We start from the raw sequence: 15,774 nt of genomic DNA on the forward strand, positions 1-15,774 counted from the left end.
CGCCACAGGCGGAAGCTCTCCTCTCAGCTAATTAAGTTGTTAGTTGGTTGAGAGAAGAGTAAAAGTACCTTCAAAACTATTTTTCAAACAAAAAAAGGAAAGCAACCATGGCAAAATCAGCAAAAGCATTTAGATACTTAGGCGTAGTAATCACAGTTGGTTTGTTAGCCATCGGCATCGTATTGATAGTGCAGGTCATAACTGTATTTAGCTAAGTAAAAAATTAGTACAAAAATAGAATTATGTTGGTTGTGCAATTAATACGCTCAGACAACTTCTCTAAGATTATAATTATAAATTGTGGTCTTAGAGAAGAAGTTAGTACATAAATAATTTGGAGTTGAAATGAAAACAGTGTTAATAACAATAAAAACACTTTTGTTATCGTTGGTTGTAATGGTTGTCGGAATTATGATCGTTGGTTTTTATTCAGCGGTTACCTTTGGAATATTTGAAGGCGCAGCGCTTTCTTGGCTGCCTGGCTCATTCGTTGGAATGTGTCTTGGTGGTTACCAACTGTTATTAATTGGTTTTTTCCAATTATGCTCCATACCAAGTTCCTGGCGAAAATAATTTGTTTTGCAAAATAAAATTGGAGAATAGAATGGAAGATAAAGATGTTCGTAAATTCTTTAAGGATATTACAATTATTAATCTCGTGGGCGCTTTAGCCTTTATCGCACTAATGGCGCTGATCGCAATTTACCGAGGTGTCTTTTAAAAAGATAGCTTGAGCTCAACTCAAAAAAGAGTTAAAATGGTGAGACCAATAAATACGTTTCACCATCTTCTCTAAAATCATAAAATAACTTTTTGGTTTTGGAGAAGAAATTAGTACATGAACAATTAAAGAAAGGATTACGGAGATGGAAAAAACAGAAGTTAATTTTTTTCGGTTATATTTTCTTTGGCCAGCAACTGCGACGTTCTTAACAATAATCTTTTATGTATTATTGAAAGATTTAGTGCTAGTCCAAACAACAGCGCCATTAATTGGAAACGACGTCATTGTTTTACCATTTGCTATTTACTGGTGGCACAATGTGATTGCCATGGGTGTAGTATTCATTATATCTTGCTATGCTTATCAAAATTATTTTGCTTTTGATAAGAATAAAAAAGAGTGGATTAAGAGCGGGTTGTCCATGGGATCAGTTGTCGGATCAGCAATGGTGGTGGACATTAGTCTTGATATTCCAATAATAGCTTCTTGTATATTCGGACTGTCTATTGGATTTTTTACAGGGTTAGCAATGATATTTAGATCTGGATTTGTACGTGCCTCCTTGTTAGTGATTAGTTATGGTTTGATTTTTGGAGTAATAGTTGGATTTGCGCATGGATTGTTTTTCGGATTAATGATTGCAGTGGTATTTATACTCGCCTGGTTATTGTTATTTGGTTTGCTAAGTAAAATTGTAAGCGACCTTACTTTATTAGCGAAATGGTTTTTAAGGAGTCAAGCATTAAATAGGGCGTTGCATAGCAATGCCGTTCAGAAAATTGTTAACACCTACACCGGACATTAAATTATCAATACACAATAAATCAGGAGCGATTATGGCAAAAGGTTTTTCTGTTCGTGAACAAACACAGATTAGGTTCTGTGAAGAAGAAATTCTAAATCCAGAACTTGGATTAGAAGAAGAAGAGTCTCGTTTAAACAAAAACGATCGATGCCGAGTAGAGTTTGTCGAACCATCGTATGATCCGTTTGATGAATTCGAAGATATTGGCTTAGCCGATGCTGAAGAAGAACAAATTGAAGACGACCCGGAAGATTACTACTTAATGTTTAACGGCGACGAACAATACGTTATGATATTAGATGATGTTGTTACTATGCAACGATTTCAACACGCTCTAGCTAATCAACTGGTAAATAATAAATTTATCCGAGCTGAGTTGAAGTTAGACGGTTGTATGTAGTAGTCTCCATTTAATTTTTCTCAATTCCCATTTCCTCTCAAATTACCTTTCTTTAAATCCCACCAAAAAATCCTGAGGCCCGTCCCAAAGAAACGCGGCCTCTTTTTTATTTGTCGGAGAAACTTTTTTCTGCTAAGATTTCGCAGTAATGAGATGTATTTTGAAATTGAGCGGACAAGAAAATTAACATTTATCTTTGTTTCATTAATTAATTACAGAGCCGTCGCGAGTATCAGGTGTCAATAAATTTGTTACTAATGTACTTTAAGCAAAATAAAACGGGCCCGGTCACATAACCGAGCTCCTAAGAGTAACCAACTCAAAAAGGGTTAGCGGATATTATTTTAGTCAAAGAGGAAAAATTGTCAAGTATTATTTTTGACTAATAATAAAAAAGCTCCCCCTTTTGCGGAACTTTTTAATTATTAAGTGCAAACAGTATGGATTTAAACAAAGTCTCTTTAATTGGCAATTTAGCAGCCGATCCCATTGCCAAGAAAATGCCAACAGGTACCGATGTGACAGTTTTTCGTTTAGCCACCAACTATTTCTGGCGCGATCAGAAAAGCAAAAAGACGAAAGAGTCAGTGGAGTTTCATTCGGTTATTGCCTGGGGACATCTGGCGGCTATTATTAATCGTTATTTGAAAAAAGGCAGCCACGTCTATTTAGAAGGAAGATTAGCAACGCGTAGTTGGGCCGATGACAATGGCGTAAAAAAATACATGACGGAAATTATTGCCAACAATTTGATTATGCTCGGTCACAGTAGTAAATCTCAAAAGCAACCGGAAGAGTTAACGGGTGAAGATATTTCTGTTGAAGAGGTGAAGCTGGAAGAGATTAAAAATTAGTATTAGTCAACGCGCCGATTTGTTAGCTCTTGACCCTGTAGCTAGTGGGTCGGCGCGGCTAATATACTTTGATTATTGATCGTCTAATATTTATGAAATTAAAAGCATTTATCATTATCGGTTTATTGCTCTACCCATTAGGAAATTTACAGGCCAGCAGTAGCGATATTATTTTTACGGAGATTATGTATGATTTGGCAGGCACTGATGATAAACACGAATGGGTAGAAATTTATAATGCCAGCACGGCAGCTATTGTTATTAATGATGATTGGCGTTTTTATGATGGTACGGCACATCTGCTAAATATTATTCAAGGTGAAGCAATTTTAGCGCCCCGGGGTGTAGCGGTGATAGCTGACGACGCTACAACCTTTTTAAATAACCATCCAGGTTTTAATGGTCTGTTGCTAGATTCAGTTGTTAAATTAAGCAATGACGGTGAAGAAATTAAACTAAGCTTGGATGATGGTAGCAATTGGATTGCACAAGTAACTTATGCAGTATCATCAGGTGCCAACGGTGATGGCAAAACATTAGAATTAATTAATGAACAATGGCAGGCTGGCGAGATTAATGGTACGCCCGGACAGTATAGCGGTGAAAATAGTTGTAATTGTCAGCCAGAAGAAATAAATAATGATCCAATAGTACCGCCGCCGCCACCAACACCACCGGAGCCTATTAGTGCAGATATTAAAATAGTCATTAATGAGTTGTGCGCCGATCCAGCTGGCAATGACGAGGAGCAAGAATTCATTGAATTGTATAATGTCGGTACTGACAGTGCAAATCTTATTGGTTGGCGATTACAAGACGAGAGTGGTACCAGCTTTACTTTGCAAACAAATTTAGCAGCTGGTGGTTATTTAGTCGTTTACCGACTGCAATCGAAAATAACTTTAAATAATACAACACCGGAAAAAGTTTATTTATATGATCAAAGTAGTAAGTTGATTGATAGTGTGAGCTATGAAAAATCGGAAAATCTATCTTATTCTCGTCAGGAAAATAATGAATGGCAGTGGGTGGATAAGATAACTCCCAATGCTGTAAATATGGGAGAAACAATACCCCAACCATCAATAGTTAAGATAGCGGTGAACGTTGATGAATATTATGTTCAACAGAAGATTCGTTTTAATGTTGATGACGAAGTGATTAATCAAGACGGTGGACACTATGCGTGGCAGTGGGGCGATGGACAAACCAGCGAAGGACCAACCGCAGAGCATCAATACAATCAGCCTAATAGCTATATTGTAAAATTAATAATAACCGATCAAGACAATAAGGTTGTACACGAATCAACCCGAGAGATCAAAGTGGTTGAGCAGTTAGTGCCAGAATGTGTCCAAGCGGCTGTATTAAATAGCCGGGAAGATACTAAGGATATTAATCAACAATGGTTAACTATTAGCGAAGTGCGTGATTTGACCAGCAGTCGTGTAGTTACCGTTAAAGGTATTGTTGTAGCACCAGCAAATGGCGTTAGTAAAAAGACATTTTATTTAGCGGAAGTTTCTCTGGCTGGAGAAATTAATTTGGATCAGGGATTGCCAGTCTATTTTGGTGAAGCAACTATTAATATTGCCGTTGGTGATTTAGTCTTAGTGACTGGCCAATATAAAAAAACTACAACGACGGCTAAGATTAATATTAAACAACAAGCTGATATTACTAAAGTTGCGTCACGGCAATTACCCCGGCCCATGGTCTTGGCTTCAGGTGAGGTAACTGAAGAGTTGATTAATGGTTTGGTTGTTGTGACCGGAGAGTTGGTACAGAAAAAAGGGGCCAACTGGATAATCGATGATGGTAGTGGTCAGATACGTTTGGCGTTGGCTAGTTCGGCAAATTTGAAGTGGCCCAGTGGAAAAATTGGTGACCAAGTCACAGCTCAAGGGATCGTGGGTAAAACTGCGAGCGGTTTAAGAGTAATTATTTACCAAGCTAATAACATTGAAATACGGGAAAGCGAAATTATTGCCAGCACCCAAGAGCAAAAAGAAGTTTCCATACCCAATAGTAGGGGCGGTGGGGTATTAGACTATTTTGGTTATGGTTTGGGCGCTATAGGTTTGGGCGTGTTATCAGTAGCGGCAAAATTGAAAATGATGTAATAAAAAAAGGCAGTTAATGCCTTGAGAAATAATTTGCCTTCATAGCTCCCTCCTTATCAATCTCGAAAGGTTAATAAAGAGGGAGCATAAAAAGGGAATACCTCCTACTGCCCGGCTACCGGGCGAAATAATTGAGGAGATATCAACAATAGTTTAGTACAAAAGTTATCAACAGTCAAATCTTTGTATTAATAAAATATACAATGTGGTTATTAGATAAATTATCAATGTAATAGTTACATTGTTTTTGTTTGCAGATTGACTAATAAATAAAAAATTGGTAAATTTATTCTGTCGTTACTAGCTGGGGTGGCGGAATTGGTATACGCGCATGGCTTAGGACCATGTCTCGCAAGGGATGGAGGTTCGAGTCCTCTCCCCAGCACCACTACGTCATAATTTATCTCACAGCTGCGTGTATCGAGTCTAGCTCGATCCACTCCGCCGTTCAATAAATTATTTCTCTTAAAACATTCACTTTTCTTCATCAAAGCACCTTTGATTCAGACCAAGTGAATGTTTTTGTTAATATATCGCATCGGGTATGTAGAATGACCAAATGTGCTCAGATACTCATTTAGAGATTATTACATCGTGTCATTTATTAAAGATTTGAATCGGTCTATCTACTTATTGTTGCGTGCTTCAGAACAAGTCTGAATCACTCCACTCAGCTCGCAAGCAATATTCCTTTTCTTCGCGCGCTTATCTCTCCGCCTTCTCGCCACGCTAGCGCTTGCGCAGCGGGTGGCGGATCGAACCCAAGTGAATGGTTTTATTTCGTCTTTGGCGGAACTTGTATAATTTCGCTGATTGTTGAGAGTATGTAGAATTAAAACTCTTAGATAGATATTACTAAGTGTTTTTTGTTTATCTTAGGGCGTTACAAATACTATTTATGTTTATCTAATATAAAACATTTCTGATGGTAAGTGATACTGTTTTATTATTTTTTGGTTTTGATCAGAGTTACGTATAAGAATAATATTATAATCATCAACAAAAATTGGTACCCAAGTATTATCTTGCACTCGGGCGATTAAGAATTTTTGCGCCCAGGGCGTTAAGTCGTTACGATTAAAGAAGATAATATTAAAATTATATTTAGCAAGTTGTTGCTGCCAGACTTGCTCATTGTCTTGCATGGGCACATATTCGGTGGTAAAGAATTTAGTCGGATAAGCTTCGGGACGATTATCAACAAATATTTTTTCTGTTGGCGCCAGGTGATAAATCAAATAACCACCAACATCATAATTATTAAAAATTGGTCCAGTGAGCTTGTTGTATTGATAAAACTCCGCCGCTTTATTAACCCCGGGTGTTAAACCAAAACCAAAGTTGTTTCGTCTGCTTTGCCAATATTCATAGTTGCTTCCTTGTAAGATTAAAACAATAAATAAGCCAAGGATCAAAGTAATTACTAGATTAGTTTTACTATTTTTTTCTGGTAAAGGTAGATGACTAAAATTATTCACAATAATTAGCAAGGAGAACAAACCAAATAGTGGGAAATTACGCACCATTACCAAAGAGATTGATGTAATAAAAAGCCAGAGAAAAAGATCGGCGATATTTGGTAGTATTTTATTTCTCAGGAATGAATAAATTACAATCAACCAAGATAGTAAAGCAAGACTAAGAACTATTTTGAAATATAAATTTGGTGGGTAAATGTGTAAACGATCTAAAAACCAAAATGATTGATTTTCTAATATTTGATAACCATAATTTTTCATCATGGTCAGTGGCAGAATTGCTCCGCGCCAAGTGGCGGGATTGATCAGGGTAATAAGTCCACAGATTATTCCGACCTTAGTTAAAAGAAAAAGTTTGGTTTGGGATAAGGCATTTTTTGCGAGCCACCATTCATAGGCGTATTTCAGCCAAAAAGCAGTAATAGTTAATAAGCCTAGAAAAAAGAAAACATGGAGATTAACCCAAAAAAGCATTAATGGCGGCAGAAGATAGAGAATCTTTTTATTAGATATGTTTTGATCAAAGCGCCAGAGTACATAGTAGTAAAGAGCAAAGATAAAATAACTGAAAGCCTCTGGTCGAGCTTCCGCCCTACTGGCAATAACCGGTATGACGATTAAACTAATTAATAAGGGCCATTCCCAACCATTCTTTTTGTAAGCTACATAAAAGAACAGTAGAAAACTAGCAAGCATATTAGCCACAAAAAAGAGAGAAACCAGAGTCATACCACCTAGGAGGTTCAATAAATAAAAAACAATCCCCGATAGCCAATGATGATTAATAAATAAGTAGTCACCATGGGTGTAGGAGTAGTAATTGGTATTAAATATTTCCCAGTTACCATTTAATATTAATTCACCGTTTTTGATGTGCCGGCCTAGATCGACAGCTGAAAGATTGATTTTTTGCGCTAGCAAAACAACAAAAATGATTAACACTAAGGAAAATAACAAAATCTGCATGATTAATTTAAGTTGATCTTGTTTTTTGAGCCCGGAGAGCCAATTTTTATAATAACTGTTGAAAGTCATAATTAATAACATTATAACAAAGCCCAGCTATGAATTGCTAATTATTTAAAATTTGTTTAATATTAATTTAAGATTATTAAAATATATTCATGAAGTTAATTATTGGCAATGGTTATTTGGGTGAAAAATTTAAAAATTATATTGGTGACTCAGTAGTGAGTTCTGTTTTCATTAATAGCGAACAGGATGTAGTTAAAGAGATAGATCACTATCGGCCAAATTGGGTGATCAATTGCGCTGGTATCACTGGTCGTCCTAATATTGATTGGTGCGAGGATCATCGCGAAGAAACCTTTGTTGGTAATATATTATTGCCTTTACAAATCGCCAAAGCTTGTCAATCGCGACGTGTTAGGATGTTGCACCTGGGTTCAGGTTGTGTTTATCAAGGCGATAATTGTGGTCGGGGTTTTAGCGAAGACGATGCGCCGAACTTTGGTGGTAGTTTTTATTCGTTAACCAAAGCCCTAAGCGAGCAACTGCTCAGAGATTTTAATGTTTTGCAACTTAGATTGCGAATGCCAATTGATAGTGATTTAAATAGTCCGAGAAATTTTGTGAAAAAGATTACGCATTACGAAAAAGTAATTGATATACAAAACTCGATGACCATAGTGGAAGATTTGCTGCTAGTAGCCGAGGATTTAATGAAAAAAGAACGCAGCGGTATTTATAATGTAGTTAATCCTGGTCCCCTAAGCCATCATCAGATTCTTGATTTATATCAACAGATCGTTGATCCTGATTTTAAGTATCAAATTATCACCATTGAAGAGCTGGGTAAGATTACTCGAGCCGGACGAAGTAACTGTGTATTAAACGGTGAGAAGTTAGCAAAGGAGATTGAGTTGCCAGTATTAAAGGAACGTTTGATTAAACTTTTTACTGATTTTGTTAAAAATAAATAAGCGAGAAAATATAAAACCACCCTTGTTAAGAGTGGTTTTTGGTTAATGAAACAGTTGGTATTTTTAACTGCTTCTGAGTTTATATTTTGGTTGTAGGCGTCGTTTAAATTCACTGATCAGGATTTGTAGAGCAAAGTGAATACGCATTTGTTTTTTTTGGCCGATTATTATTTCCTGAAGATTTCTCTGAGCTTTTCGCATCAACTTCGGAAATCCGATTTTTTCTTGATCAAATTCACGAGTCAGTGGTAGTAGCTCAACTTTTTTTTGTTGATAAATACTTATCGCTTCGGGCAGGAACAGAAAATGAAATGTTTGATCACTCGGTGATTGTTTAGTATTTTTTGGTGATTGATTTACTTCATTCCAAGCGATCAGCAACTGTCGAAAAAAATCGACCCCCTCTGAAAGAGCATCCTTTTGCCATTTTTTTAGTTTCTTAATGGGCAAATCACTTTCTAGTGTTAACTGTAATTTGGTAAATAACAAGCGGTATTGTTGGTAAAGAAGTCTATTTTGTTTATCCATTAACGAGATTCCCTTGTGATTTTTATGATCAATTATTTAATGAAGTGTAATAACAAACTGTAGCAGTTATAAAATTAAGGGGTCGCCAGTTTTGAGAATAATAATTTTTTGGTAACGGCGGCTAATGACGCGTCTTTTTTGTATTAGTATTAAGCGGTAAAAATTATTACTATCTATTTGGCAATGCAGAAGGTTAATTGCCTTAATTTCCCAAAGTAAGGGTGGTGTTTTTTCTGACCAAGTAGTCAACAATTTATTTTTCGTCCAAGCGAATAATAATTTTAAACTTTGTTCATCACCACAAGTGGTTTTACTGAGCATGCCTTGGAATACTTGTTTCTGGAAGCCAGTACCGCAAATAATTTGTACTTGTCCATTATGCAAGAAATCTTCCAAAATAACTTCCAGATATACCGGGCACGGTTTTTGATTAAAGCGTTCAATCTTTTTTGCTAATGACATATCAGACCATCCTTTTTAACGATTTTTGTAAATTAATGATATTTTGATTACCGGCAGGATATAGTGTTAGTGAAAGTTGGCGACCACCGTTATGTTGAAAAAAAATAGGGCAAAAAGGATCTTCGATGTTATGGCTATATTTTAGATCCTGTATTCTTTTCACTACTACCTTCTTTAATGTTGTTGCTTCATTTGGGAAAAAACCCTCAGCTATTAGCGGTGGGCCAAAAACGATTTGAACAACCTTTTTGCAAATTATTGCTTTAGCTAGTGGGCAAGTTACTGTTTTGATAACATTATTTTCATCACAGAAAGAATATTTTACGTGACCACCGCTGTAGCAATTTATTAATTTAGCCAGAGAACTTGCTAGTGGTGTTGCTAAAAAATCATTCAATAATTTGGCTGTTTTTTTTGTTTCATTGCTCATGATCTTTCCTCATAGTTTATTTGTTAATGTTCGTAGTATGATATTGCTCCAAAATATTATTATTGTCAAATAAATTTTACATTAATAATGAGCCTACTTACAAAGTCCATACTAACAATACCAATGGGATTGGTATTAGTGCTTTTTGCCAAAGAATATTTTTAATTTAATTTCTAAATAAAATAAGGGTCTAGACAAACTAGGCTTTTTTTAAAATTGTTTTTGACTCCCGCTTTGTCGGGAGCAAAAAAACCTATATTTCCTTTCCTAAAAAATCAAATTCTAATTCTTTTAAGAAACTGCTATACTTAAGCCCAGAGGAAAAATGTACACAACAGGACGCTCCATATACGATTCCGTTCGTCGTCGTACCCCCCCCTCACTCACTTCTCAACATCGCATACGCGCGGACGCTAAGTGTTATAAAATACAGATAATTATGAACAAAATTCAAGCCCTTAAAATACTTTTAGTTTTGGGCGCACTATATTACCTCGTGGGTGCTGCAGTTCATTTTTTTGGGCTCACACTTTTTCCGTTTTATGTCAGCGGGTTATATCAGCCATATTATGATACTGTTATAGCATTAGCAGCGATAATTCTTGTTCTGTTATTTCTCTCTACTGCTAAAGATCCTGTCAAGAATATTGACTCGCTAGATGTCATAATCATCAGCGGAATTATCGCTATTGTTTTTAGTGTCGGAATTATCATAAAAATAGATTTTGTTCAACTTGGTGGGCCCGAAAAGAAAGTACAAACTATTTTTGAAATGATAGGGCTGATATTTTATGTGTTCGCTTTAATCTATCTTAGACCAAAAAAGTGAACGACAGCGATTCTCTGTATTTCATATAACACGGTATATCTGGTTACGGTTTTTTTACAAAAACCGCCACCCATATTTGCCTCCACTACGCTACGACAAACATCGCACGATACGGTCTGTTCAAAATTGTTTTAAAAATAATTTTAGTAATTTAATTAGCTGATAAATCAATGTCCCATAAAAAATTAATCTAAATAAGTTATATCTGTGCTTTATGCAAAAATCAAAAATATTAGGAATTTTAATGATTTTTTTGGCCGTACTATTCATGATCTTGGTGATTGGGTATACTGTTATCTTTTCTTTTTTTGGAATCAATTCCGGTGGATCATTTTTAATGATTACCCCCTTACTTATAATCGCTATTGTTTTAATTATAGCTCTATCTTTTCTTTTACGCGCGGGAGTTAAACAGATAAGAAAATAATTTTAAATTGCTGAGCAATAAAAAAATAAACCACCGCTATATTTTAGCAGTGGTTAAGGATTTTTCTATTTTACTAAGCAGATCGCAGTAAACTTTTTTAACCTGCGTTATGGTGAGATTCAAAACAGTAGAAATTTCCCGATGTGTTAGACCCTCGTAGTAGTAAAGGATAAATATTAGTCGCTCCTCTTTATTGAATAATGCGATAGTATCCAATATAACAATCTGTTCAGGATTGGTGATTGGGTCAGTAGTCGGTGAGATGACCTTATTGATTAAGCGATATTGTTCTATTGGTAACAAATGCGCTGGACCATCACCCCTTGCTATGCTTAGGGGGTTAAGAAATATTATTTTTAATTGATCAATAATTTGGCATTTGATTCGGTGTTTAGCATATAGCTCAAAACCATCCCCTGTTTCTGAAGTAAATCGATCAATCGTCTCACTTAAAGCCTCAACACCAAAACGTACTATATCAAGGTCGGCAACCCCATCTTTTAACCAAGTCATGGAATTAACTACTTCATATATGATACTCAAGTAGTTAATTACTAGTTGTTTTTTTAATTCTAAATCATGAGTGTTGTTAAAATCTTTCCACAGCTCCTCGGTACTTTTTGTAGTTTCCATGACCAACTCCTTATTAATTTATTTCTATTGTTAAAATTCTTTGTAATAGTAAAAGATAACACAATTATCGCAATAAGTCAATGTTTTTGCGTTTTTTTTGCTAAAAAACCTGTTAAATTTGTAATAAAACATTTATTAAATTAGCGCAGCATAATCTATTGACAAATATTTTTGACTACCATATAATAGGTTAGCTGTTGATAGGAAAAGAAATTAGCTTATCAACAGGTCAAAAAACTACTAATTTCTGAAGAGAAATTTTATGAGCAAAGCTTTATTAATCATTGATAAGTCTAGCGGATAAAACTGCCCTCTTTTTCTTGATTAGTAAGACCGCTTGGCTCGTTCAGCGGTTTTTTGTACCAGTGGACTTTAACAAGTCAATAAGTAACATAATCAGCATAAAAAATTTTGTAATTTTTTAAATATATCTATTATTTGTGCGCTCAAAAGAAGTTGTAACTAGATCCGAATATTTGGCGGTTACAATAAGGGCGTGTGGTGGATGCCTAGACATCAAAGAACGATGAAGGACGTAGCAGCCTGCGATAAGCTTCGGCGAGGTGGCAAGCAACCTTTGACCCGGAGATTTCCGAATGGGGTAACCCGTTCCGTGTATGCGGAACATCATTAACTGAATTCATAGGTTAATGAGGAAGACCTGGGGAATTGAAACATCTTAGTACCCAGAGGAAAAGAGAGAAATAACGGTGATAAAGTTGATGGCTGATCTTTATTGATCAGTTATCCGCTTTATTACTTTCTATTCCCTAAGTAGTGGCGAGCGAAAGGGGAAGAGCCTAAACTTTACTTCTAGTTAAGCCATAGGCACTAAATAGTTCTTCGGAACTGTTTAGTGTGATGGTGTAATGCTCTCAAGGCTAGCACTGAGTAAGGCGTTGAAGGTGGTTACGATTGGAGCTTGAGAATCCGAGACAGAGTTTATCTAGTTTAATTTTCTAGTTGAATCCGCTGGAAAGTGGAGCCAAAGAAGGTGAAAGCCCTGTAAATAAAAGAAATTATCGCTCTGTGGTGATTAACCTGAGTACCTCAGGACACGAGAAATCCTGGGGGAAGCAAGTACGACTATGTACTAAGGCTAAATATCTTTGATGATCGATAGTGAACAAGTACCGCGAGGGAAAGGTGAAAAGCACCCCGGTGAGGGGGATGAAATAGTATCTGAAACCACATGTCTACAAAAAGTCGGAGGGCTATGTCCGCCTTTGGCGGAAATGCCCGACGGCCTGCCTATTGAAGAATGAGCCAACGAGTTTGTGTCTGTTGCCAAATCTAACTCTTACGAGAGGGAGGTGTAGTGAAAGCGAGGCTTAACAGGCCATTGTTATTTTTTTAGTAAGTCCGCCTTTGGCGGATTCACTAAAAAATTAACTAGCAGCAGGTACAAGACCCGAAGCCGGGTGACCTATCCATGGACAGGATGAAACCAGCGTAACAACTGGCGGAGGTCCGAACCCACTAGCCGTGCAACACTAGGGGATGAGCTGTGGATAGCGGAGAAATTCCAATCGAACCCGGCAATAGCTGGTTCTCCCCGAAATAGTTATTGGACTAGCCTCTTAGTGGAGCCTGGGGGTAGAGCACTGGATGAGGTGAGGAGGGAAACCTTACTCACTTTAACCAAACTCCGAATACCAGGTACTCTATACTAAGGGAGTCAGACCGTGGGGGCTAAGCTTCACGAGTCAAAAGGGAAACAGCCCTGGACCCTCATTTAAGGTCCCAAAATGTTAGTTAAGTGTCAAAGGTGGTATTAATTCTCAAACAACTAGGAGGTTGGCTTAGAAGCAGCCATCCTTTAAAGAAAGCGTAATAGCTCACTAGTCGAGAGTTTCTGCGCCGAAAATGTAACGGGGCTAAACTAACTACCGAAGATAGGGATCCTTCAAGCTTCGGCTTGAGGGGTGGTAGGGGAGCATTTCTTAGTCATTGAAGCAGTACCGTGAGGAGCTGTGGAGGCTAAGGAAGAGAGAATGTTGGCATGAGTAGCACAAAGACTGGCAAAAACCCAGTCCACCGAAAACCCAAGGTTTCCTGGGCAACGCAAATCGACCCAGGGTTAGGCGGTCCTAAGCTGAGGCCAAATGGCGTAGGCGATGGATGAGCAGGTTAATATTCCTGCCCTGCCGTTGATGATCGATGGGGGGACACCGTTTTTAACTTTAAGCGTTTTCATGATTTAGACGTTGGCTGCTAGCGTGTGGACTTCTTGGCAAATCCGGAAGACCATTAAACACAATGGCGGTCAGAAGATCGCGGCTCTCGGGCCAAGGTCAATTTAAGGGGCGAGACGGGCAAGAAAAACCTCTAAGAGTTTTAAGTCAACGGTAACCGTACCGGAAACCGACACAGGTGGGTGAGGCGAGAAGCCTCAGGTGTACGAGATAATCCTCGTTTAGGAACTCGGCAAAAAAGCGTGCGTAACTTCGGGATAAGCACTGCCTCCGTTTACGGAGGCCGCAGCAAAAGATCTCAAGCGACTGTTTATCAAAAACACAGGTCCCTGCATAAACCGTAAGGTGAAGTATAGGGGCTGATGCCTGGCCAGTGTCCGAACGTTAAGGTGAGGGGTGCAAGCTCTGAACTGAAGCGCGGATGAACGCCGGCCGTAACTATAACGGTCCTAAGGTAGCGAAATTCCTTGTCGGGTAAGTTCCGACCTGCACGAATGGCATAACGACTTGAGAACTGTCTCAACGAGGAGCTCGGTGAAATTACAAGACCAGTAAAGATGCTGGTTACCCGTAGTTGGACGAAAAGACCCCGTGAAGCTTTACTATAGCTTGGTATTGGTTTAAGGTTGTTTTTGCTCAGTATAGGTGGGAAGCTTTGAAGTTCACTTTTCGGAGTGGATGGAGCTAACGGTGAGATACCACCCTAAGGCTATTTTAAATCTAACACTTGACCTTGAATCAGGTAAGTGGACAGTATCTGGTGGGTAGTTTAACTGGGGCGGTTGCCTCCCAAAGAGTAACGGAGGCGTTTACAAAGGTTGGCTATTCCGGGATGGAAACCCGGGAGATAGTGCAAGCGCATAAGCCAGCTTTACTGCAAGGGCGACAACCCGAGCAGTCGCGAAAGCGGAAGCTAGTGATCCGACCGTACGATATAGGACGGCGGAAGCTCAACGGATAAAAGCTACTCCGGGGATAACAGGCTGATCACGCCCAAGCGTCCACAGCGACGGCGTGGTTTGGCACCTCGATGTCGGCTCGTCGCATCCTGGGGGTGTAGAAGCTCCCAAGGGTTTGGCTGTTCGCCAATTAAAGCGGCACGCGAGCTGGGTTCAGAACGTCGTGAGACAGTTCGGTCTCCTATCCACTATGGGCGTTGAATTTTGAGGGAACTCTTCCCTAGTACGAGAGGACCGGGAAGGACGAACCTCTAGTGTACCAGTTGTCCTATCAGGGGCATCGCTGGGTAGCTACGTTCGGTTGTGATAAGTGCTGAAAGCATCTAAGCACGAAGCCGATCCCAAGATTAGAATTCGTTATCAGGCTGGTCAGAGACTATGACCTTGATAGGCTCTAGATGTAAGTTCCGTAAGGAATTGAGTCGAGGAGTACTAATAAGCCGAGTAACCACCAAATATTCCGATTTGGAATACAACTTAATTTTAGCGCATTTAATAGATTACGTTTGATTATGTTACTTAAAAAAGGTAGCGTGAAACTGGTAATGGTATTTATCTTTTTGATAAGCGTTATTGTTTTATCATTTCTTATTTTTCCTGCAACCAAACTCTAGGTCAACGGAGATAAATAAATAATTTATTGTTTATTTGTTTCCGGTGATTCTAGCGAGAGGGAAACACCCGATCCCATTTCGAACTCGGAAGTTAAGCCTTTCAGCGCCGATGATACTTGCCTTGGTGGTGTGGGAAAGTAGGTCATTGCCGGTTTATGATTAAAGCTCTCTGTAAAAAGAGAGCTTTTTTCTTTTTCTCAAAATCAACTCCAGGGGTTGGTTAAAAATAAATTCTTTTTCTCTAATATTAGGGCGTATATTAACCCCAGGGGTCAAAATTGTTTTAGGTACACACATTTTGCACTCTAGCTAATACCTCATTTGGGGTTTTACCACCCAGGGCACAGTGTTCTAGGTTATTGTAATTATT

Annotated in this window: 11 protein-coding genes, 1 tRNA gene, 2 rRNA genes and 1 pseudogene; 10 read left to right on the forward strand and 5 right to left on the reverse strand. The window is 38.1% G+C overall.

The annotated features are described in order from the left end of the window. Positions 1 to 345 precede the first annotated feature (345 nt). From COX77_01220 to COX77_01245, 6 genes and pseudogenes are all read left to right on the forward strand, one after another. Complete coding sequence (locus tag COX77_01220) at positions 346 to 573, forward strand: hypothetical protein (protein ID PIZ99532.1); 228 nt, start codon at positions 346 to 348, stop codon at positions 571 to 573. A gap of 293 nt (positions 574 to 866) precedes the next feature. After that, a complete protein-coding gene (locus tag COX77_01225; GenBank protein ID PIZ99533.1) occupies positions 867 to 1,529 on the forward strand; it encodes a hypothetical protein in 663 nt (220 codons plus the stop codon). Positions 1,530 to 1,560: 31 nt separating this feature from the next. Further along, on the forward strand, positions 1,561 to 1,929 hold the full coding sequence (locus COX77_01230) for a hypothetical protein (GenBank protein ID PIZ99534.1): 369 nt from the start codon (positions 1,561 to 1,563) through the stop codon (positions 1,927 to 1,929). Positions 1,930 to 2,369: 440 nt separating this feature from the next. Continuing rightward, positions 2,370 to 2,783, forward strand: a pseudogene (locus COX77_01235) (single-stranded DNA-binding protein). A gap of 92 nt (positions 2,784 to 2,875) precedes the next feature. Continuing rightward, complete coding sequence (locus COX77_01240; protein ID PIZ99535.1) at positions 2,876 to 4,906, forward strand: hypothetical protein; 2,031 nt, start codon at positions 2,876 to 2,878, stop codon at positions 4,904 to 4,906. 303 nt (positions 4,907 to 5,209) lie between these two features. After that, positions 5,210 to 5,294: transfer RNA gene (locus tag COX77_01245), tRNA-Leu, on the forward strand. A gap of 514 nt (positions 5,295 to 5,808) precedes the next feature. On the opposite strand, the gene COX77_01250 is transcribed toward COX77_01245, so the two are convergent. Continuing rightward, positions 5,809 to 7,431, reverse strand: a complete 1,623-nt coding sequence (locus COX77_01250; protein PIZ99536.1) for a hypothetical protein — start codon at positions 7,429 to 7,431, stop codon at positions 5,809 to 5,811. Positions 7,432 to 7,508: 77 nt separating this feature from the next. Between COX77_01250 and COX77_01255 the strand changes: the two genes are divergently transcribed. Beyond that, positions 7,509 to 8,327 (forward strand): hypothetical protein, encoded by an 819-nt coding sequence (locus COX77_01255; protein PIZ99537.1) that lies wholly within the window; start codon positions 7,509 to 7,511, stop codon positions 8,325 to 8,327. A 63-nt stretch (positions 8,328 to 8,390) separates the two neighbouring features. Here COX77_01255 and COX77_01260 read toward each other — a convergent pair whose 3' ends face one another. From COX77_01260 to COX77_01270, 3 genes are all read right to left on the reverse strand, one after another. Then, a complete protein-coding gene (locus tag COX77_01260; protein PIZ99538.1) occupies positions 8,391 to 8,855 on the reverse strand; it encodes a hypothetical protein in 465 nt (154 codons plus the stop codon). 66 nt (positions 8,856 to 8,921) lie between these two features. Continuing rightward, on the reverse strand, positions 8,922 to 9,317 hold the full coding sequence (locus COX77_01265) for a hypothetical protein (GenBank protein PIZ99539.1): 396 nt from the start codon (positions 9,315 to 9,317) through the stop codon (positions 8,922 to 8,924). Between the two features lies 1 nt (position 9,318). Continuing rightward, positions 9,319 to 9,747, reverse strand: a complete 429-nt coding sequence (locus COX77_01270; protein PIZ99540.1) for a hypothetical protein — start codon at positions 9,745 to 9,747, stop codon at positions 9,319 to 9,321. A 439-nt stretch (positions 9,748 to 10,186) separates the two neighbouring features. On the opposite strand from COX77_01270, the gene COX77_01275 reads away from it, so the two are divergent. Then, positions 10,187 to 10,576 (forward strand): hypothetical protein, encoded by a 390-nt coding sequence (locus COX77_01275; GenBank protein ID PIZ99541.1) that lies wholly within the window; start codon positions 10,187 to 10,189, stop codon positions 10,574 to 10,576. A gap of 463 nt (positions 10,577 to 11,039) precedes the next feature. Here the strand turns inward: COX77_01275 and COX77_01280 are convergent, their stop codons facing one another. Next, on the reverse strand, positions 11,040 to 11,636 hold the full coding sequence (locus COX77_01280; protein ID PIZ99542.1) for a hypothetical protein: 597 nt from the start codon (positions 11,634 to 11,636) through the stop codon (positions 11,040 to 11,042). A 482-nt stretch (positions 11,637 to 12,118) separates the two neighbouring features. Here COX77_01280 and COX77_01285 point away from each other — a divergent pair. Together COX77_01285 and rrf are read left to right on the forward strand one after the other, a co-directional pair. Then, positions 12,119 to 15,235 (forward strand): 23S ribosomal RNA (locus COX77_01285). 208 nt (positions 15,236 to 15,443) lie between these two features. Beyond that, a 5S ribosomal RNA gene (rrf, locus tag COX77_01290) occupies positions 15,444 to 15,558 on the forward strand. Positions 15,559 to 15,774 lie beyond the last annotated feature (216 nt).

This window comes from Candidatus Komeilibacteria bacterium CG_4_10_14_0_2_um_filter_37_10 (assembly GCA_002793075.1).
Taxonomy (GTDB): domain Bacteria; phylum Patescibacteriota; class Patescibacteriia; order UBA1558; family UBA1558; genus UM-FILTER-37-10.